Origin of the sequence: uncultured Psychrobacter sp. (assembly GCF_947500265.1) — a bacterium.
Taxonomy (GTDB): Bacteria; Pseudomonadota; Gammaproteobacteria; order Pseudomonadales; family Moraxellaceae; genus Psychrobacter.
Genome location: NZ_CANMRN010000012.1, coordinates 30,793 through 52,169 on the forward strand (window position 1 = coordinate 30,793; position 21,377 = coordinate 52,169).

A 21,377-nucleotide genomic window follows, 5' to 3' on the forward strand; every position below is an offset into this window, starting at 1 on the left:
AAGGATACAACGACGACAATGACTCAGTCTTTTGATAAAAACTACGCTCAATCCTTTAATCGTGAAGCTCATTCTGAGGTGTTATCTTACGAGGCACAAAAAGATCAACCTAAAAAGCGTGTTGGCATTTTGGGCGGCGGTACTGCGGGATCAACGATTGCGATTCGACTTGCTGCATTAGGATTAGAGACCTACTTATTTGAGAAGAAAAAATCCCTCATTGATGGACCACCTATGTGTCATTTGCATGCAGGAGGTAACTTGTACCGTGAAATACCGGACGAGGATTGCGTAGCGCTGCTTAAGCAATGTATCGATATTTTGCGTTTATATCCGCACACTATTGACGTTCGTCCTACTGTGTTTGCCGTACCGACACGTGACGAAGGATTGCCTGAAGACTTACTGCCGCGTTTAGATATTCTGACTGATGCTTATCAAGAACTGATTGAGCAAGATGCTAATAATAAAGTATTGGGCGAGCCTGAAGATTATTATCAGCTTTATAGCCGTGAGCAATTGATTGAGCTGTCTGAACGTGAGCAAGTCGCTGTACCAAGTGCGGTTGATGAGTGGATGATTCCAGTTGCTAGATACTTAGATTTAAACAAGGTTAAATTTCCGTTAATTGTCGTTCAAGAATATGGCTGGAACATTTTTCGTCTAGCCGCTTCTGCCAAGCTTGCACTTGAAGAGTACGACAATGCGCATGTATTTACCGAAACTGCTGTGCAAAAAGTCGTACCAGTAGATTGTGAAAATTGTACCAACGCTGACCATCATGTCACCAAATGGCGTATTGACTATCAACAGATTCATAGTCAAGAACACGCCTCTCAGCCTGAGTCTATTGAAGTTGATTACCTAGTCAATGCTTGTGGATTCCGTACGGGTGTCATCGACGATATGGTTGGTGTCGAAGTCACACGTATGGTCGAGTTCAAATCGTCTTATGTGACCCATTGGGGCGATGCTGGTGGACAGATACCAGAGATTATCGTTTATGGTCAACGAGGTACGCCAGAAGGCATGGCGCAGCTTACTCCCTACCCTGGCGGATATTTTCAGATTCACGGTATGAGTAAAGCCATTACTTTGTTTGATGATGGTCTTGTTGCATCGAGTGAAGACAGTGCGCAGCCCAAACTGCCACAGCAATATGTGCACTATATTGAAGATGGTTGGGATAAAGCGCCTCTACAAGCGCGTAGCCAGCAAGCAATTGAATATGTGGCTGAGTTTGTACCGACATTCAACAGCGCACGTACTGTTGGTAACGCGCTATACGGTGGACAGCAGATTCCTGGACAAGATGATACGCTTCGAGTCGCTGACGTGAGTTTATACTCTAATATGCGCTATGCCCGTGCAGAAAACGTCAAAGCATCTTCGACCTTGATTGCCGCTGATCAAATCGTTAATGAGCTGACAGATCTAGGTTTGATAGAAAACGATACACCTCTGAATCGTAGTCGCTATGCTCATGAATGGTCGTACCTTGTCCATAACGATAGCCTCGCTGTCGATGAGGTTGCACGTGAGCTCGCTGAGCAGCGTGGATTCCCAATCGCTATGGCTCATGTTAATCACAGTATTCGTGAAGTAGCATTGGATGATCTCACGCCTGCTGATGCCTAATAGGCATGATTCTCTGATAGGTTGTTAATACATATAATAAAGGAGCAGATCACCGAGATTTGGTTAACTGCTCCTTTTTTGCAATAGCTTTTGATATTTAAGCATTTGCTGTGTATGAATAGCTATACGGCTTAACTATTACTGCCTGCCATTTTCTCTGTATCCACAGCATCATCTATGGTCACTACTGTTTGTAGCATATCGATCGCTTCGCTGATGGTATTACACACCACTAGACGATCTAAATCTTCCTGCTTCATAAAACCTTGCTCAGTGGTATATTTCAAATGCTCAATCATACGGTCATAAAAACCATTGATGTTCAAAATGATCATTGGCTTTTCGTGTTGGTACAATTGACGCCACGTAGCGATTTCCATGATTTCTTCTAATGTTCCTAACCCGCCTGGTAGCGTGATAAAGGCATCGGCATACTCTGCCATGACGGTCTTACGCGTGTGCATAGTGTCAGTCAAATGCAACCGAGTCAGCTGCTCGTGAGCGATTTCGTGCTTGAGCATAAAGGTTGGAATCACGCCCACTGCTTGCGCGCCGCCATTGATTACTTCATCTGCAACTGCGCCCATCAGACCGATACTAGCGCCACCATATACTAGCCCCATGCCATTATTTGCTAATGCACTGCCAAGCTCGCGTGCCGCTTGTTCATACACGTCACCATTGCCCAAGCGTGAACCGCAATACACAGCCACGAGCGGCATTGATAAGGCAGACTTGTCGACTGCTTTTTCAATATTTGTAATGTCTTTGCTTGTGATTACGTCATAAGTATCATCGTTAATTTTCATTTGCATATAGCTTCCTTAATTACCTGTCAGTTTTTATTGAGTGCTTGTTATTAGTGAGGGCTGCATACCGACACCTATCATTTATATTGTCATGCACATGATTCATAAGACAAACTCAACCAAGCTATATAAAACTTGGAAGTCATATTTGAGCAACTGTCTTGCCAGCATTTATCTTAACATAAGCAATGCTACCACATAGTCACAACGATTTATCAATACGCAACGACTACACTTTCAAGATGCACATTTATTGTTCATCATAGCTCGATATTCATTATCTACTAATAAAAATACTAAGGTATACCCATGGATAATCACAACACCTCTCCCACTGCCGAGCCATCAATCTCTGTGGTCAATAGCAATCTCACTAATAAAAGTAATATGCATGACGCGAGCAATATTGATACTTACTCATTAAGCATCATGACCGATCGCAACCAAGCATTGGTAGCCACGGTCTATCGCCCTAAAGATGTGACAAAAAAAGCAATTATGATGGCACCAGCCACAGGTATTAAGCGTCACTTTTATCATAATTTTGCGACCTACCTAGCAGAAAGCGGCTTTGGGGTGTTGACCTTTGATAATGAAGGAATTGGTGAGTCACTATCGACCGATCTGGCAAAATGTAGCGCTTCCTTGATCAGTTGGGGTCGCCACGACATGCCAGCTGTACTTGATGCCTTACAAGATGAGTTTCCTGATGCATCTTACCATCTCATCGGTCATAGCGCAGGTGGTCAGCTCATCGGCTTAATGCCCAACTATCAGGCGATTAGCTCAGTGTTCAACGTCGCTTGCTCGTCAGGACGTATCAAAAATATGGGCATGCCATATAAGCTCAAAGCCATGGGCTTTATGGATGCGTTTATTCCACTCACTAATTTAACACTGGGCTATACGCCGTCAGACAAAATAGGTATGGGTGAGCCGCTGCCACGCGGTGTGGCTCGTCAATGGCGTGAATGGTGTAATGGCGCAGGCTATATCAAAACCGCATTTGGCAAAAGCATACACACACATTTCTACGATGAGCTCAGCATGCCAGCATTGTGGCTTGGCTTTATCGATGATGATATTGCCAATAGTGAAAACATGGACGATATGATAAGGGTATTTACAAAAATGCCCATAGAAAAGCGATTCTTAGATCCTGAGGATTTTGGACTAAATCATATCGGTCATATGCGCTATTTCAGTAGTAAGACCAATATCAAAGCGCCGCAGCTATGGCAGATGGCGGTGGCATGGTTGCACGATCAATCATAAGCTCATCGTCATGTAGCCCCTTATATATTAGCTACGTAACAACTCAGATTACTTTTCTGCGTTTTCTGCTTCATCCAGTTTTAAGCGTTTAGTCAGTGCCGAATACAGCGATGGCTGCATATTATGAATATTGCCTATCATCCATTTAACATAGCTGATAGGCACATCCTTGATCGGCTTGCCTTTATGCTTACCAAACGGCATCTTGTTCACAGGAGTCGCTTTATTAGAAATAGCATGTGCCGCTGCAAAATCTGTCGGCGCAATTTCTAGACGCTCGCAGCATGCTTGATACAGCAGATAGCACATTCGAGCATCGCCAAGCGCGTCATGAGCGGCAATTGTCATTGCACTCGCCTCACCTTTGCCCAATAACTGCTCGACACACTTAGACTGACCGTAAGCACGCCATTCTGGAAAGGCTGCCCGCGCAAGCCTCACCGTACAAATAAGCTTAGCAGAAGGACTGCCAATCACTCGCCAATCAAAACGTACATTGTGACCAATCAAGTACTCTGGTAATTCAAACTGTTCTAGCTCAAAACGTTCTAGTCCAGCCACATCATCATCGGTAATACCATGCACCTTTATGACAATGGGTGAAATAGATCGACCACTGTTAAAGTATTTCATCCACTCAAAACCAGTTGCTACATTGATAGTAGCAACTTGAATAGGTCTGGGATCACTGCCCTGATCTGTTTCGGTATCGATAACCAGCGCTGTTTCGCGCGTGGCAGAAATATCAGCAGGCTTAAAAGCATCATTCATAAAGTATTAACCATCAGTAGCAACTGTCTATGCTCAGCAGAAATGTTAAGTAGATAAAACTGTATTTGCTGTTTATATTCTTAACCATAAGAATATCTATGGGGGTAAAAACGATAGATAACAATGCGATACATACGTTGTTAGACGAAGCTTTTATAATAAAATCTCAAATGACATCAAATATATATGAGACATCAATGCTAGCAGATGAAAATAACCAGCCTCCCAGACCTTCTTTTTTCAGTCGTTTAATAAGCCTATTGATTAAGGCTGTCGTATTGCTAGCACTATTATTTGTCTTCGATAAGCTACTACCCAGTATCAGTCAACAAACGCAGTCATTTGTGGTTGCCAAATGGCAACAATTGAGCCTATTGCAACAAAAACTGCCGACCGAAAACAGCTTGCCCAGTCCACTACCAGAACGAAACCTGACAGACACTTGGGGCGCGGCACGTAGCCAAGGCCGCTCCCACGAAGGCATCGACATCTTTGCGCCGCGTAATACTCCCGTACAGTCGACCACGCAAGGCGTAGTAAGCAAAGTTGGTGAGAACACCTTGGGTGGGCGCGTAGTCGTGGTAGTAGGGCCGGGTGGCGCAGGACATTACTACGCTCATCTAGAGGACTATGCTGACATCTCCCCCAATGACTGGGTCAATCAGGGCGATGTGATAGGTTATGTGGGTGATAGCGGTAATGCAAAAGGAACACCGACACATGTACATTATGGTATCTATATTAATGGCAGTGCGGTTAACCCTTATCCACTTTTGCAAAAGGATTAACGAATACAGAAAAGTATATCGTTGTCCCGAGCTGAAGTAGTCCTAAGTTTGCATTAATCACAAAACTGAAGCCGAAAAACCAACGCTAATACAGACTAGAAATCATATTAATTGGCTGTGACGGATCTGACGTAATTTGAGGGAAATACCACACTAAATGTCGATCCTTCCCCTTCTACTGAATCGATTTGCAATTGCGCTTCGTGCTGGTGCAATACGTGCTTTACAATTGCTAATCCCAACCCCGTACCACCTGTTGCACGGCTACGACCTTTGTCGATACGATAGAAACGCTCTGTTAAACGGGCGATATGCTCTGACGCAATACCGATCCCATCATCTTCAACCGCGAAACGGCAACCATCAGACGTCCTTGTCCAACTGATAGTGATATTGCCACCCTTTGGCGTATATTTGATCGCATTGATTACTAGATTGGATAGCGCACTATTCAAGTACATCTCTGACCCGTACAGCCCATCATACGTATCTATATGCAAATGAATGATGTGTTTGTACGCTTGGTTGTAGGCCTGTGCATCGTCATAGATATTGGTCAGTAGCTTAGTCATATCTATGTAATGCAGCTCGTGTGACTCTTCGATTTCAATCTTAGACAATAGCAGTAAGTCGTTCACAATTCTGTTCATACGGGCTGTTTGCTGCGTCATCAGCTCAAAACCACGACGCCATTGCGGCGGCATATCTGGCTGATCGGAGAAATTTTCTAGGTAACCCATCATCACAGTTAACGGTGTCCTAAGCTCATGCGAGACATTCGCCACAAAATCCTGACGCATTTGCTCTAAGTGCCGCAAGCGGGTCACATCATATACAAACAGCAGTTTTTCATCACCGAAAGGGGTCAGTTCACACTTCAAGTAGAGACTAGGATCTCGCCATGATTCTATATGGACGCCATCGTTAGGTATCGTTGTACCTTCATAATACTGGCGGAACTCAGGTACAGTGATAAAGTCAAAAATATTTTGACCTTTGTCCTCTGACTGTAGCAGCAATAAGTCTTGTGCTGCCTGATTCCACCATTCTAGACCATCATTGTTGTTGAGCAAAATCACTGCATCGCGCAAGGCTCGTAGTGCACTGCCGATTTTTTTGAGTTGCTCCGCTGTGCTTTGAGTAGATATTTGCTCTAATAGAGCTGATTGCTCACTTTGTGCTGGCGCTATCTTGTCCATTTTTTATCCTTACCACTATCCGCGGCCTTTATATCGCTGCGGCATTATTTGTACAAGATTAACTTGGCTCAATCAGGCTAGAAAATCGATAGCCTGTTCCACGTACCGTCTGTATCAATGTATCACAGTCATAAGGTCGCAGTAATTTACGTAGACGTTTAATATGCACATCGATGGTTCGGTCTTCGATGTATACATTGCCGCCCCATACCTGATCGAGCAGCTGCGTTCGTGTATAGGCGCGCTCAGGGTGACTCATAAAAAATGCCAATAGGCGATACTCTGTGGGCCCAACATCAACGATTTTACCGGCAGCTGTCACGCGCTGACTCTTAGTATCTAAACTTAACTGCCCAATTTCGATAGGTTTGTCGCTACTCATCGCGCTACTGCGGCGTAGTACGGCTTTGATTCTAGAAATCAGTTCACGAGTCGAAAAAGGCTTGGTCATATAATCATCTGCGCCTGCATCTAGACCATGCACCTTACTGTCTTCTTCACTTTTTGCCGTTAGCATAATGACTGGTATTTCAGAGAGTAGCTCGTCGTTTTTAAGCATACGACAAAAATCCACACCGCTCTTGTCACCCGGCAACATCCAGTCTAACAGTATCAGTGACGGCCTATGATCGACCACTTGCTGATGCGCCTCTGACACGTCAGCCGCTTGCAAGCTATCAAACCCAGCCATCTCTAGCGTCATGACAACCATTTCACGAATCGCAGGCTCATCTTCAACAATCAAAATTTGCTCATTATACATAGGACATTCTCGGTGTTAGAGGACAAAATCTAGCATGTAAAAAGGCGATATATACTCACCAGTCTCTACCTATTAAACGGATTAATTATGACAGCTTGATGACACTCTAAAATCAGGTTTCTAGTAAAAAATTGAGCGGCCCATCATTGACGCTCGACACTTGCATATCCGCACCAAACTGACCAGTTGCCACATTTGGATACTTAGTTTTGGCATAATCGACCAGTTGTTCAAATAGCGCTTGCGCCGCAGCAGGTGCCATCGCACCACCGAAGTCTGGTCGGCGACCTTTGTCTGTTTTTGCCATCAAGGTAAATTGCGAGACCAATAATAGCCCACCACCGACCTGCTGAACGTTTTTATCCAGTTTACCAAATTTGGCCGGATCATCATCATTTTCAAAAATGCGATAGGTCAGTATTTTGTCAATCATACGCTGGGCAGCAGCGAAATCGTCTTCATGCCCTAAGCCAATATATGCCAATACTCCATGCTCAATCTCGCCGATACACTGCTGATCGACGACCACACTAGCCTGCTTCACCCGTTGTATGAGTGCTTTCATTTACTAATTCCTTAACAGATTATGGCCATACAATAATATGCTGTCCATGATAAAATACCGTCATTAACTTAACTATTATTAGGGCGTGTTTGATATTCACAAATAGGTACTGCGGATCGCTAAAACTGTTCCAGACAAGGCGTAAAACGACGATAATGCTCATGCCTTATCTAGATTTACAACGTAGTATGGCGCAATTTTAGCCACTGTCAGTGCCATGGTCGAATTTCCAACACGCCCCTATTACATTACACCTTATTTTGGTAGCCTTATTATGAATGTATTTACCACCTTACAACAGCTTGTGCCGCAGCAAAAGCTCAGTAAAGTCGCTGGACGTTTGGCCGCCAGTCGCCACCCTTATGTCAAACGCACCTTTATCCGTAGCTTTGCCAAAGCTTATAATATCAGCTTAGACGAGTACGAACGCCAAAGCCTAAACGCTTATGAGAGTTTTAATGACTTTTTTACCCGCGAGTTAAAAGAAGACGCTCGTACTATCGACGCCACTGCAAATGGTATCGTGAGCCCTGCGGACGGTATTATCTCTCAGCTAGGACAAATCGAAGACCATAAACTACTACAAGCTAAAGGGCGTCACTATGATGTCGGCCAATTGCTTGCTGATAGTGAAGATGGCAGTTATTTCGCTGATGGTAGTTTTGCGACTATCTACTTAGCGCCTAGCAACTATCACCGTGTGCATATGCCGTTTACTGGCACATTGACCAAGACTCGCTATGTACCTGGCACCCTGTTTTCGGTCAACAATACTACGGCGGCTAACGTGCCGGACTTGTTTGCACGTAATGAGCGTCTGGTCTGTATGTTTGATACCAAATATGGCAAAGCAGCTGTTGTGATGGTTGGCGCTATGATCGTCGCTGGTATTGAAACTGTTGCCACTGGCAAGATTGCTCGTACTAACGACATATTCGAGTCCGATCATGACATGCAGTTTGCAGCAGGCGAAGAGCTTGGACGCTTCTATCTAGGCTCAACGGCTATCGTAGTATTACCAAAAGCAGCAAAGGCTGACTGGCTAGATAGTATGCAAGCCAACAGCGTCGTGCAAATGGGTCAGTTGCTAGGAATGGCAAATGCTCAATAACACGCCTGTATAAGAGTACTGAAAATATCAGCCCAGTTAAGCGTGAATCATAATGCTTAATTGGGCTTTTTTATGCCTGCTACTTGTGCAGATTTACGCATCAATCAGCCAGCCTTGCTGAGTTGCGTATGCAATATTATGTGAGAGCCAATCATGGATAGGAGGAAAGCTGTCTTTGATAAATGCATGCGCACACGTCACCTGCGATCGCGTAACGCCAAGCTCAATCCACGTTTTACCTTTGGTATTTAGATTGAGTAAAAACGGCAATAAGCGATCGACCACTCTGAGTAACTGACTCTCTTTGCTATTTCCTGTTTCCTGCGCTTCCCAAACCTCGCTTAAATCACTAATACCATTGCCTCGCTCACGTTGCAATCTGGCAATGCCTGCACGCTCTTCGACGTGTGCATCAGTACGCGTATCGGCATACAAAAAAGTATCTCCAGCATCAATCTCACCCAAATCATGAACCAGTGCCATCTTCAGCAATTTTTCATGATTGACATCTAACGCAAATAATTCAGCAATCGACCAACAGGCCATCGCTAAATGCCAAGAGTGTTCGGCAGAGTTTTCTTTGCGAGTAGTCTGTGTCACATAGCTGCGGCGATTCACGCGTTTGAGCGCATCTAACTCCAATAAGAAATGAGTGACATCGTCGATATCGATATGTGAAGTAGATTCGGAATGAGTGAGTGATATAGAGCTGGCTTGCGACATTGTTTTTCTCTGGTTTTCTCTAATTATTGGTTTTTTAATGCTTATGAGTTCTGGCGATTTTAAGTTTCATTGCTCAAGGTATTATAGTTAGTTTGATATCTAGCAATGGTTAAAAGACTATTACCGTTATCAAAAAAATAGCGCTTATTTTACCAAGCGCTATCTATTATAAGTTAGAAGATAAATAGTTAAATTGATTCCCTATTTATCCAAGTCTTTAAGCACCTAGATATTAGCCACCTACTTGATCAAATTGATAATGGTTTTAAATGCAGGATCTTCACTGCTGCGGCACAGCTCAAATAAGATTGATTCGACAGTGCTGATTACCCCGCCCGCACGGCGAATACGGCGAATTGCTTGCTTTTTATCATAAGGAAAACGAGAACCCACCGCATCTCCAATAATGACAGGCTGCATACCATTGTCCAATAAATCTAGTGCCGTTTGCATGATACAGACATGCGCTTCAGCACCAAAAAGCAACACAGTACTACGGTTCTGCTGCGCTAGATGGTGCCATGAATCATTATTATCGCAGGCACTAAAGGTGACCTTTTCAAAGCTCTTGGCATTGTCTCCTTCGAGTACGTCGCGCAGCTCTGGCAAGGTATCGCCCAATCCTTTTTTATATTGTTCATTGAGCATAATTGGAATATTGAGCGCTTGCAGCCCTTTAATCAAGGTAACGGTTTTTTTGACGATATTTTCGTGATCATAGATATGCGGCGTTAAGCGCTCTTGCACATCAACAATCATTGCTTGGGTATTCTCACGAGCGATTCGATAGGTGCGATCATTAATCATAGTAGACATAGTACACTCCTTGTACGGCTGACAGTTGCAACTAAAAACTATTTTAGAATTATCATAAACAGTGCCATGGTTCATCTTTCTCTTATTTAGTCATAGTTTCATGAATGCGTCAATGGAGATAATTTTTAATCGCCGTAATACTGTGTTTTTCGACTCCGTGTTTTATTAGCTTACCAAACATCAGTTTTACCCATAAAAAAACCTCTAGCCGTTATGACTAGAGGTTTTTTATTAGCGAGTAGCTACTTATTGAGTGTTCAAATAATCTTGTTTATATAAATAAGATTAAACACGCTCAATGATAGTAGCGATACCTTGACCAAGACCAATACACATGGTCGCTAGACCGATTTCAGTATCTGATTGCTCCATTGCGTTTAGCAATGTCACTGTGATACGAGCACCTGAACATCCTAGTGGATGACCTAGAGCAATGGCACCACCGTTGATGTTAACGATGTCTTGCTTATCAGATAGGTTCAGACCTTTTAATACCGATAGACCTTGAGCAGCAAATGCTTCGTTTAGCTCGATGGTTTGCATATCATCGATGCTCATGCCAGCACGCTTCAATGCTTTTTGGGTGGCAGGTACAGGACCATAACCCATGATAGCGGCATCACAACCAGCAACAGCCATACTACGGATACGGGCACGTGGCTTTAGACCTAGATCTTTGGCTTTTTGTGCGCTCATCACTAGCATTGCTGACGCACCGTCAGATAATGCAGATGAGGTTGCCGCTGTTACTGTACCGCCTTTTGGATCAAACGCTGGACGTAGCTTTTGCATTTGCTCCATCGTTGCGTCTGGACGAATCACTTCATCAACCGTACATAGTTGCAAACGACCAGCAGCATCATGACCTTCGATACCGATGATTTCATTGTCGAAACGACCTTCAGTAGTTGCAGCCCATGCACGGCGATGTGACTCAAGACCAAACGCGTCTTGCTCTTCGCGCGTGATGTTGTTCATACGGCCTAGCATTTCAGCAGTCAAGCCCATCATGTTTGACGCTTTTGCATAATGCTTAGAAGCAGCAGGATTCAAATCAACACCGTGCATCATGCCGACGTGACCCATGTGCTCAACACCACCGATGATGAATACATCACCTTGGTTGGTCATGATTTGTGCAGCAGCAGTATGTAGCGCCTGCATAGAAGAACCACATAGACGGTTAACCGTTTGGCCACCAGCAGTCTTTGGGATACCAGCTAGCAAACCGATGTTACGACCGATGTTCAAGCCTTGCTCTAGCGTCTGGTTTACGCAACCCCAGATAATGTCTTCAATATCATTGGTGTCAAAGTCATTACGTTCTACTAGCGCACGTACTAGTTCCGCTGACATGCTATCAGCACGTACATGACGGAACATACCGTTTTTGGTCTTGCCCATTGCCGAGCGTACGCCATCTACGATGACCACATCTTTTGGACTTAAAGTTGTCATACCATATTCCTTTTCAATTTTTATTGTCAGTGTAGTCAGCCCAATTTACGACTATTACCTTGTTAACCCCGCTCAAAGTAAAATAGGTACATTTGCGCTTGATTTACTCGTACTAGCATTAAACTGAACCAACTATAATCGTACGTTCGCTATTGGAGACGATTCATGTCTCAATTGCTTTCATGCAAAATAGCAAACGTACTGCACTTTATCCTAGTAATGACTGACTATTACGCTGTTGCGTAAAAAGTCTCGCCTGCGGCTGCCATGTCGCGAATCTTTTGTGGCGCTTCATAAGCTTTGCCAAGATGTGCGTATTTTTCACATAGTGCCAAGTAGTTATCTAGACCCATTTGATCGATATAACGGCATGGGCCACCACGGAATGGAGGGAAACCTACGCCCATGATCATCGCCATATCGGCCTCGCTTGGTGTGCTTACGATGTTGTCTTCTAGGCAGCGAACGGTTTCGTTACAGAAGGCAATCATAGTGCGATCAATGATTGCTTGATCGTCAAAGGTCTGCTTTTCGCTATCAGTCGTGGCTTTTAGCAGCTCGTAAGTGGCTTCGTCAGCAACTTTCTTTGGCTTGCCGCGCTTGTCCATTTCGTACTTATAGAAACCGATACCATTTTTCTGACCCAGACGCTCATTGTCATATAGATGCTGGATAGCACCTTTATAATCAGGCTTCATGCGATCAGGGAAACCATCAGCCATCACCGCTGCGCCATGTACACCTGTATCTAGACCGACCACGTCGATTAGGTATGCAGGGCCCATTGGCCAACCGAATTTTTCCATAACTTTATCGACATGAGCAAAGTCAGCACCTTGCTTAAGCAGCAAGTCAAAAGCGCCAAAGTATGGGAACAATACACGGTTCACCAAGAAACCTGGGCAGTCATTAACTACTACGGGCACTTTACCCATTTTAGAAGCAAGTGCAACAGTAGTCGCGATGGCTTCTTCAGATGATTTCTCACCGCGGATAACTTCTACCAATGGCATACGATGTACTGGGTTGAAGAAATGCATACCGACGAAGTTTTCTGGACGCTCAAGCGCTTCTGCTAGGAACGTAATAGAGATAGTCGAGGTGTTTGACGCTAGGATACAGTCGTCTTTTACCAAGCCTTCTACTTCTTTAAGTACCGCACGCTTCACGTTTGGATTTTCTACAACGGCTTCGATAACGATATCAGTCTCAGCAAAGTCACCATAGTTCAAAGTAGGACGGATACGGCTTAACGTTTCACCCATTTTTGCTGGGGTCATCTTGCCGCGTTCTACCATTTTGCCAAGCAGTTTGCTCGCTTCGCCCATACCAAGGTCTAATTGCTCAGACTTGATATCTTTCATGATGATTGGCAAGCCTTTGCTGGCTGCTTGATAAGCGATACCGCCACCCATGATACCAGCGCCTAGTACAGCGGCTTCGTTGATGTCGTGTGCTTGTTTGCTATGCTGTTTCGCTAACTTTTTAACCAATTGATCGTTTAAGAACAAACCAACCAAGCTTTCTGCTTGTGGGGTTTTAGCCGCTTTCGCAAAACCAGCAGCTTCTACTTCGATCGCTTTGTCACGTGGTAGGTTAACGTGTTTTTCAATGGCTTCGATTGCTAGCGCTGGTGCTGGGTATTGCTTAGGATTCGCTTTAGCGAAAATAGCACCTTTGGCACTGTTGAACGCCATTGCTTGCTCAAGCTGGTTTAGCTTAACTGGAGCCAGTTTTTCTTCACGTTTTGCTTTCCAATCAAGCTCACCTGAGATACATTTTTTGACTAGATCAATTGCGGCATCTTGTAAGTCGTCAGCAGGTACAGTCGCATCAACCAAGCCTAGCTTCAATGCTGCCAATGCTTTCTTTGGGCTACCAGTCGCGATCAGCTCAAGTGCGTTATCGATACCGATGATACGCGTACTACGAACTGTACCGCCGAAACCTGGGAAGATACCTAGCTGAGTTTCTGGCAAACCGATGATGGCTTTGTCACTCATGACACGGTATTCACAAACCAAAGTCATTTCGCAACCGCCGCCCATCGCCGCGCCATTGATAGCCGCAACTTTAGGGAATGGCAGGTCTTCAAAACGATTGAAAGCGTCATTAACATGAACGACCCAATCTTTGATCTCGCTTTCTGATTTTTTGAAAGAACCGACGAATTCTGTGATATCAGCACCAGCGATAAACACGCCTTTGGCTGAAGTAACGATAAGACCTTTTACGTTGTCGGCTTTTTCTAACGCACTAACTGCTTCACCAAACTGTTTGTTGGTTTCGGCATCAAATTTGTTCACGCTCTCATTTTCGGCGTTGTACTGCATGTTGGCGATGCCATCCTCTAGCATTGTCACCGTGATGCGATTTCCTTGGTATACCATTTGAAACTCCTTTCTATATAACGAAAGCTACGTTTTGAATTAAAATAAATAGCCAGTTACTGTTAGTAAAATGGGTAATAGCACTGTGCGCTTGTCATGTTATAAAGACAAACATATAACCAGCTCACAAGTGAAGATGTCTTTATTATCCAGCGTTCATCATGATGCACGTATTTTGCGTCTCTTGCATGACATCATATGACGCTTCATTTATATACTGCTGTTGCAGGTACTGATGTTCAAAATATTGACTGAGACTTGGTCTAACACTCGGTATCGACGATTGAACATCCTGAGAAAAAACCCAGTAGGGTCACCATCAGACCATTTTCACGTCAATTAGTGTAGGGGATTATGCCCCTAACTGTCACAAGCTAATACCATACTCGCAAGTCACTCTTAAATCACTTGCAGGCATTTACCTTACGCTAAAAGTGTTTTAGTGAATAAATGTATACTGAATTGTTAATTTAGATTTATTTCGTGTTGTTGACTTCATACATGCCATCTTTGGAACGACAGTCCGTTAGCGCTGCTTAATAAATGCTACTTGGTCAGTGCTAGCTATTCAGTGTTAGTATTCAGTACCATTTTTCTACGGTAATAAGATTAACGTGCCAGCCTAGCTTGCTCTTTTATCAGAACATATTCAACCAGAGAGTGACATCATCCATCGGTAACGAAATCTTGTCGTTATATTGCAGCTAAGATTGCTCTACTTTCGAATAGACTTCGGTAGAAAAATGCAAAAAATAATCAATTGATACCGTGTGTCACATAAGCGATATGACCTATCATGCTACACTAATAGCGTTTTTATCTTATCCCTAATAAGTTTTATTGTATCCCTGATAAATGGTTGGATTATGACTGTTTCCCTTACTTCTAGTACTATCTCTACTGGCTTTACCCCTTTTGACTTTGTCTCTTTTCAAAGCACTGAGCAGTTTCATGGTGCTGTGCGCGAGCAATTGGCACAAGATATCGAAGTCTTGTTTGCTTATGCAAAGCTCCCTAGCCCATTGGTAGATGCCTGCCGTTATGTCATGACAGGTCAAGGCAAACTGGTACGCCCCCTGATGGTTGCCAGCGCTTTTGCCAGTATTAATAGCAGTAATAATGCATGTACAGACGAGCGTAATGATGATATCGACACTCTCGATACTGGTCTGGACACGCTACTAGAAAACGACTCAGACTACGATATGTCGCGCCGTGCTGCATTGGCGGTAGAGCTGCTACATACTTATTCGTTAGTGCATGATGATTTGCCCTGTATGGATGATGATGAGCTGCGCCGTGGTCAGCCGACGGCTCATATCGCCTTTGACGAAGCGACGGCTCTGCTGGCAGGAGATGTATTGCAGACACTAGCGTTTGAAGTATTGACCGCGGAGATGCCAACTTTTGCGCCATTCAATGCAAATATCGCAAGTCAGCTTATGGCAATATTTGCGCCGCGCGCCAGACGGATGGTGTCAGGTCAAATGCTAGACCTCAATGCCGAAGCCAGTGCCAGTATTGCACAGGATGATTTGGAAGCTATCCACCGTGACAAGACAGGGGCGTTGATTGAAGCGGCGATGCTCATGGGCGGCGTCTGTGCTGGTGCAACGGCTCCACAGCGCATGGCACTACAAGAGTGCGCGCAACATATCGGTCTGGCCTTTCAAGTCCAAGACGATGTGCTAGACGTCACGATGACGACTGATACACTTGGTAAGCCTGCAGGTAGCGATGAAAAACTAGACAAATCTACCTACGTAAAACTGATGGGTGTCGATAATGCCACCAGTTATGCGCAATCGCTATTTAACGACGGACGCGCAGCCATTTCTCATGAACTAAATAGTCGTGAGCTTAGCGACAATGAAGATAACATTGGCACAGATAATGATGCGCTACTGGCACTGATTGAATGGCTCTGGTCGCGTAAGAAATAGTTTAGCGAATAACCATTAAGTAAAAACAGCTCAGCAAATTTTCTTACCCAAAACGGCAGTGAGTGGTCAACATGGACAGTTCCCCTACCCCGCGTATTTATCTTGGCACTGGTGGCTATAGCGATACCGACTTGCTCGGTACGCTGTATCCTACTGGCACTAAAAAGACCGACTTTTTACGTGAGTATGCCAAGCAATACGGTGCAGTGGAGATCAACAGCAGCTTTTACGCACCCATCGGACAAAAAGCCTTTGCTGGGATGGTTGATAAAGCTTATGTACAGGCGGACAGTCAGTTGAAGTTCGCCGTCAAACTGCACCAAGACTTTACTCATGCACGCAAAGGCACTGTCGAGCACGCACAGGCATTTCTAAATGCCTTATCCCCGCTTATCGAAACAAATGCCTTAGCGCCATTATTGCTTCAATTCCCACATGGCTTTGATCGTACTCGTGAGCATCGTCTCTATTTAGCAAACCTCGTCAGTTGGTTTCAGGACTATCCACTCGCTATTGAGTTTCGTCATAATGGCTGGCACACACTGCAAGTGGTTGATAGTTTCCAGCAGCAAGGTCTCATTTGGTGCAGCGTTGATTACCCTAAGGTCAGCGGATTACCGCCATCACGATTGATATTCACTGAACGCACTGGCTATCTGCGCATGCATGGCAATAACCTAAACTGGTGGGATGCGATGAGCGCAGCTGATCGTCATGATTATCGCTATAGCGAAGCTGAGATGCAGGACTGGGCACAAGCGATTGCTAATCAGCGTCAGCACTTTGATACCCTCTATATTTTCTTTCAAAACACTGTAAATGCACACGCTTATTATAATATTGCAATGCTGCGAGAAGCGTTGGGTAAGTTTGGATTTGAGGTGCTATGATGTCGATAAAACTAGCAAATTTGATTGGGTTCTTTCAGTCTAATAAAAAACCAGAACATAACCAAACAAAGGCTATTCAGCTTCTGCAAACGATGCAGTGGTCAAAATTATGCTGGGATGAAAGCTGGGAAGAAGTGATAGCGCTAGAAGGCTTATTACCAGAAGTAGGTAAAACCTACTCTATAAAACTTGATGAAAATGAAAACTATGCTAAAGAAGGAAAAGCATACATTTTATGGCTACCACCACATTCAGAGCTTAATGGTTGGTACGAAAAAAGACCCTCTGAAATCCTAAAATCTTATGTATTAGAAGGTGATTTATACAATGCCACTTCAAACTACGAGAATCGTGAGTATTTTTTTGACTTTCAGGTTGTGAGTCGTACAAGGCTAATTGATTACTTTGTCAACATTCATGAAACAGAAAGTGTCTATGTACCCTATTTTTTAAAATATAAAGATAATTTGGCATCAACTTGGGAAAACGTTCAAGACCTTGAAAAATGTAAAGTAGGAGACTACTTGTATCTACATGGGGTAGAGTCCGAATCTAGCTTTGAGCTTATATTATCTTATGAAAAAGAAAAGATTTGTCTCCATTACTTAGCAATTCTATATTACCCTGCTGACTATGAAACTGTTATTACAAGATATTGTTTCAATCCTAAAGAGCAGAAGTTATTTGAAACATTGATAGAAAAAGCCAGTGAAATAACAGATGATTCAATGGACTCACTAGGAGATAATCAGATTTTCGGTGCTGAATATTGGTAATTTCTTTTAATCAAGTTTAAAGCTAAAAAAAAGGACACCGTGCCGTGTCCTTTTTTCTTCCAAACTCTCGATAGCTAGAGACTAACTTTCCACGCCAACCTCCTAAACTCTATGCTTTACATCCGCATAGACACAATAGATAAATTTATCCAAAACAAGCATACAGAATCGCTCTACTTATTGGTTTGGCACACTGGTAACTTATATCCTACTAATCAAGAGACATCAGTCAAAACGCCGTATAAGCGTACTGATATTCACTTATACTATTGGAGAAAGTATCGATGACAACACTAAAAAATAAAGTCGCGATTGTAACCGGTTCATCAAAAGGTATCGGCGCGCAAATAGCCTTATCGCTCGCAAAATCAGGGGCTAAAACCGTCATTAATTATGCAAATGATGACGTAGCAGCGAATGATATCGTAAGTCAGATTAAATCAGCAGGCGGTGAAGCCATTGCCGTGCAAGCTGATGTCAGCAATACCAAGCAAGTCGAAGTAATGTTTGATGCCACTATCAGCGCGTTTGGTAAGCCAGATATTTTGGTCAATAGCGCAGGTATAATGATTAATAAACCCATTGCCGAGACCACCGACGAAGACTTTGATCGTATATTTGCTATTAATGTAAAAGGCACGTTCAACACATTGCGTGAAGCCGCGACTAAACTCAATGACGGTGGCCGTGTTGTAAACCTCTCAAGTACGACCACTCGCATGCTGCTACCTAGTTACGGCACTTACTGTGCGACCAAAGGCGCGGTCGATCAGCTGACCAGAATCTTTGCTAAAGAAGTTGGCGCGCGCAACATCACGGTCAATGCAGTATCTCCCGGCCCTACGGACACTGAGCTATTTCATCAAGGCAAATCGGATGACACGGTAGAGAGACTTGCTAGCATGTCACCGTTTAACCGTATCGGTGAACCAGTTGATATCGCTCGTGTGGTGGCATTTTTAGTCAGTGAAGAAGCAGCTTGGGTTACTGGACAAAATATCGGCGCAAACGGCGGTATTGCCTAATAGCGTGATTGAAATGCTTTATTAAAGATATATGTTGATCAGATATCAAAATAGAAAGCTATACAGAAAGTTATCACATAAAAAAAGGACACCTTGCGGTGTCCTTTTTTTCAATCAAATACTTAGTCGTTAAAAATTACTCTTCAACGCCAGCATCTTGACCTTTATATTTTGCGTTTGCGTAGTCCCAGTTCACTAGCTTGTCTAGGAACGTGTCAACATAGTCAGGACGACGGTTACGGTAATCTACATAGTACGCGTGTTCCCATACATCACAAGTCAATACCGCTACTTGGTCATGTGCAAGTGGGGTATCAGCGTTAGCTGTCTTAGCGATTGACAATTTGCCACCGACTTTGTCAGCGACTAGCCATGCCCAACCTGAACCAAACTGAGTCAATGCTGCGTTTTTGAACTCTTCACGGAACTTGTCGTAGCTACCGAAATCTTCTTCGATTTTTGCTTTTAGATCGCCAGTAGGTTCGCCGCCGCCGTTCGTTGGCGTCATGCAGTTCCAGTAGAACGTGTGGTTCCATACTTGAGCTGCTTGGTTGAACATACCTTGCTTGCTGTCATCTTTAGCAGTCGCTACGATGATTTCTGGCAATGTTTTGTCTTCTAGACCAGAACCTGGCAACATGTCTTTTAGCTTGTTTACATAAGCAGCATGGTGCTTGTCATGATGATACTCTAGCGTTTCGGCACTGATATGTGGCTCTAGTGCGTCTTTTGCATATGGTAGGTCTGGTAAAGTAATATTTGACATAATTATTTTATCCTTGCTGTTTAGCCGTTAGTTTATAAAAACTTGCTTATAGAAACTGAATTTTACGCTATTTTTACACCGCAAAAAACACTATAAAATAGCGGACTAAATTGGCTGAGTTTATTGTTTGAAATGAACTTTATCGCTTGATACACGGTACTGCTCAATACAATATCACGTATCATTATGAATCCAAAATTAACCTAGCGGTTACTTATTGCTATTATTCTTCGCCAAAAAGCCAAGTCTCTGACTTTATAGACTTTTATTAACTTAATATTCACAAGCTATAAGATATAATTCACTGTAGCTTGGTATCTATTATAGCAATAGTGGCCAATAATATCAGTTACCAAATGTTATAGCCCGTACAATCTGTATAGCGATTGGTTATTTATTAAGCAGTAACTGCGCCCACTCCAAACTCATGCGTTATCATGATTAATATAACTACTTCAATCGACAAACAATTTATCAATTAGCGCTACAGAAGATAAATAAAGCTCACTCGAATAATAATTTTTCATCATTTTCATATAACGGACTGACTCTATGAGCACCACTGATACCTCGTTAACTGCTACCAATCCGACATCTGGTAACCAATGGGTACTGGCCAGCAACAATAAAGGCAAATTGGCTGAGTTTAAACGGCTATTTGCCAAAGCGAACTTGGACGTGACGATTGTCCCGCAAGGTCAGCTCGATATCGAAGATGCGATCGAGGATGGTTTAAGCTTTGTAGAAAACGCCATTATTAAAGCCCGTCATGCGAGCCGTATCAGTGGGCTGCCTGCTATTGCTGATGATTCAGGACTGTGCGTGCCTGTACTAGGTAATGCGCCAGGTATCTACTCTGCTCGCTACGCTGGTGAGCACGGCAACGATAGTAAAAACAATGCCAAGCTCATCGCTGACTTGCAGCCTATCCGCGCAGCAAATCCAGATACTCCGATCAAAGGTATGTTCGTTTGCGTACTGGCAATGGTGCGTCATGCTGATGATCCGCTACCGATTGTCACCCAAGGATTATGGCATGGCGAGATTTCAGAGACAGCGCATGGTGACGGCGGTTTTGGCTATGATCCATTGTTTTGGTTACCTGACTTGCAAGCCAGTGCGGCTAGTCTGAGCGCTGCTGATAAAAACAGCATCAGCCATCGTGGTCAGGCAATCCAGCAGCTATTGGCGCAGCTACCTTTATAAGTATTTTATAGCGGTTCTATCCATAACTATCCGTAAGTGCGCTTAATGCTCATAGTGCGCTTACAACCTTATCGCTGTTTTTTATCCATTATCTGATTTATTGAATACGAATATGGCTAACCCTTTATATAAAATTAAGCTATATAAGAGCAAGCAACATAAGGAAACATGCTGTCAAAGAGATAATTTTTACTTTAATAAACAGATAGATTATACTGTTCTACTTTTAAAATTTTGTTGAAATCCGTTATTTGGCTGTATAATTCACCAAAAAGCGTTATTATGCGGTGCATTAACGGTTTATTATCGATATTTGATAGCATGGACAACCTCAGCAGGTTCACCTTTTGGTATCAGCGGCGATTGCTACTGGCACTGAATTTGACGTTGTGCGCTATCGCTATTCCCTATTTATTTCAACGGCAGCCCGTCGTACATGCCCGTAATTTGAGGCGCGGTCTGTCT

At 43.6% G+C, this 21,377-nt stretch carries 19 protein-coding genes; 9 read left to right on the forward strand and 10 right to left on the reverse strand.

Annotated features, from left to right (window positions below; all coding sequences use genetic code 11):
• Positions 1-18 precede the first annotated feature (18 nt).
• Positions 19-1,638 (forward strand): FAD-dependent oxidoreductase, encoded by a 1,620-nt coding sequence (locus tag Q0788_RS13315; protein ID WP_298811479.1) that lies wholly within the window; start codon positions 19-21, stop codon positions 1,636-1,638.
• A 131-nt stretch (positions 1,639-1,769) separates the two neighbouring features.
• Here Q0788_RS13315 and Q0788_RS13320 read toward each other — a convergent pair whose 3' ends face one another.
• A complete protein-coding gene (locus Q0788_RS13320) occupies positions 1,770-2,453 on the reverse strand; it encodes a TIGR00730 family Rossman fold protein (RefSeq protein WP_057761780.1) in 684 nt (227 codons plus the stop codon).
• Positions 2,454-2,834: 381 nt separating this feature from the next.
• Between Q0788_RS13320 and Q0788_RS13325 the strand changes: the two genes are divergently transcribed.
• Positions 2,835-3,722, forward strand: a complete 888-nt coding sequence (locus Q0788_RS13325; protein WP_367179727.1) for an alpha/beta fold hydrolase — start codon at positions 2,835-2,837, stop codon at positions 3,720-3,722.
• Between the two features lie 48 nt (positions 3,723-3,770).
• Here the strand turns inward: Q0788_RS13325 and Q0788_RS13330 are convergent, their stop codons facing one another.
• Entirely contained in the window at positions 3,771-4,493 is a 723-nt protein-coding gene (locus tag Q0788_RS13330) for a DUF3820 family protein (protein ID WP_298811484.1), read from the reverse strand.
• A gap of 197 nt (positions 4,494-4,690) precedes the next feature.
• Here Q0788_RS13330 and Q0788_RS13335 point away from each other — a divergent pair, with 197 nt between their 5' ends.
• Positions 4,691-5,281, forward strand: coding sequence for a M23 family metallopeptidase (locus tag Q0788_RS13335; RefSeq protein WP_298811486.1), 591 nt, complete (start codon positions 4,691-4,693; stop codon positions 5,279-5,281).
• 107 nt (positions 5,282-5,388) lie between these two features.
• Here the strand turns inward: Q0788_RS13335 and phoR are convergent, their stop codons facing one another.
• From phoR to dtd, 3 genes are all read right to left on the reverse strand, one after another.
• Entirely contained in the window at positions 5,389-6,480 is a 1,092-nt protein-coding gene (phoR, locus tag Q0788_RS13340) for a phosphate regulon sensor histidine kinase PhoR (RefSeq protein WP_298811489.1), read from the reverse strand.
• A gap of 58 nt (positions 6,481-6,538) precedes the next feature.
• Positions 6,539-7,243, reverse strand: coding sequence for a phosphate regulon transcriptional regulator PhoB (phoB, locus tag Q0788_RS13345; RefSeq protein ID WP_057761786.1), 705 nt, complete (start codon positions 7,241-7,243; stop codon positions 6,539-6,541).
• A 112-nt stretch (positions 7,244-7,355) separates the two neighbouring features.
• Complete coding sequence (gene dtd, locus Q0788_RS13350; protein WP_298811491.1) at positions 7,356-7,808, reverse strand: D-aminoacyl-tRNA deacylase; 453 nt, start codon at positions 7,806-7,808, stop codon at positions 7,356-7,358.
• Positions 7,809-8,082: 274 nt separating this feature from the next.
• Here dtd and asd point away from each other — a divergent pair, with 274 nt between their 5' ends.
• A complete protein-coding gene (gene asd / locus Q0788_RS13355; protein ID WP_298811493.1) occupies positions 8,083-8,919 on the forward strand; it encodes an archaetidylserine decarboxylase in 837 nt (278 codons plus the stop codon).
• 93 nt (positions 8,920-9,012) lie between these two features.
• Here the strand turns inward: asd and Q0788_RS13360 are convergent, their stop codons facing one another.
• From Q0788_RS13360 to fadB, 4 genes are all read right to left on the reverse strand, one after another.
• Positions 9,013-9,642, reverse strand: coding sequence for an HD family hydrolase (locus Q0788_RS13360; protein WP_298811496.1), 630 nt, complete (start codon positions 9,640-9,642; stop codon positions 9,013-9,015).
• A gap of 240 nt (positions 9,643-9,882) precedes the next feature.
• Positions 9,883-10,458 (reverse strand): isochorismatase family protein, encoded by a 576-nt coding sequence (locus Q0788_RS13365; RefSeq protein WP_101205330.1) that lies wholly within the window; start codon positions 10,456-10,458, stop codon positions 9,883-9,885.
• A 285-nt stretch (positions 10,459-10,743) separates the two neighbouring features.
• The gene (gene fadA, locus Q0788_RS13370; protein WP_057761795.1) at positions 10,744-11,916 is read right to left on the reverse strand and encodes an acetyl-CoA C-acyltransferase FadA; all 1,173 of its coding nucleotides are present in this window, start codon (positions 11,914-11,916) and stop codon (positions 10,744-10,746) included.
• A 230-nt stretch (positions 11,917-12,146) separates the two neighbouring features.
• Complete coding sequence (fadB, locus tag Q0788_RS13375; protein WP_298811499.1) at positions 12,147-14,306, reverse strand: fatty acid oxidation complex subunit alpha FadB; 2,160 nt, start codon at positions 14,304-14,306, stop codon at positions 12,147-12,149.
• An 866-nt stretch (positions 14,307-15,172) separates the two neighbouring features.
• Between fadB and Q0788_RS13380 the strand changes: the two genes are divergently transcribed.
• From Q0788_RS13380 to Q0788_RS13395, 4 genes are all read left to right on the forward strand, one after another.
• Positions 15,173-16,249 (forward strand): polyprenyl synthetase family protein, encoded by a 1,077-nt coding sequence (locus Q0788_RS13380; protein ID WP_298811500.1) that lies wholly within the window; start codon positions 15,173-15,175, stop codon positions 16,247-16,249.
• Between the two features lie 71 nt (positions 16,250-16,320).
• Complete coding sequence (locus Q0788_RS13385; protein WP_298811501.1) at positions 16,321-17,139, forward strand: DUF72 domain-containing protein; 819 nt, start codon at positions 16,321-16,323, stop codon at positions 17,137-17,139.
• Complete coding sequence (locus Q0788_RS13390; RefSeq protein WP_298811502.1) at positions 17,139-17,915, forward strand: hypothetical protein; 777 nt, start codon at positions 17,139-17,141, stop codon at positions 17,913-17,915. Before Q0788_RS13385 ends, Q0788_RS13390 begins: the two co-directional genes overlap by 1 nt.
• Positions 17,916-18,199: 284 nt before the next feature.
• Positions 18,200-18,940 (forward strand): SDR family oxidoreductase, encoded by a 741-nt coding sequence (locus tag Q0788_RS13395; protein ID WP_298811503.1) that lies wholly within the window; start codon positions 18,200-18,202, stop codon positions 18,938-18,940.
• 136 nt (positions 18,941-19,076) lie between these two features.
• Here Q0788_RS13395 and Q0788_RS13400 read toward each other — a convergent pair whose 3' ends face one another.
• Positions 19,077-19,706 carry a superoxide dismutase gene (locus Q0788_RS13400; protein WP_101205324.1) on the reverse strand — a complete coding sequence of 210 codons (630 nt, stop codon included), beginning with the start codon at positions 19,704-19,706 and terminating at the stop codon, positions 19,077-19,079.
• A gap of 552 nt (positions 19,707-20,258) precedes the next feature.
• On the opposite strand from Q0788_RS13400, the gene rdgB reads away from it, so the two are divergent.
• Positions 20,259-20,912 carry an RdgB/HAM1 family non-canonical purine NTP pyrophosphatase gene (rdgB, locus tag Q0788_RS13405; protein ID WP_298811506.1) on the forward strand — a complete coding sequence of 218 codons (654 nt, stop codon included), beginning with the start codon at positions 20,259-20,261 and terminating at the stop codon, positions 20,910-20,912.
• The last annotated feature ends 465 nt before the right edge of the window (positions 20,913-21,377 follow it).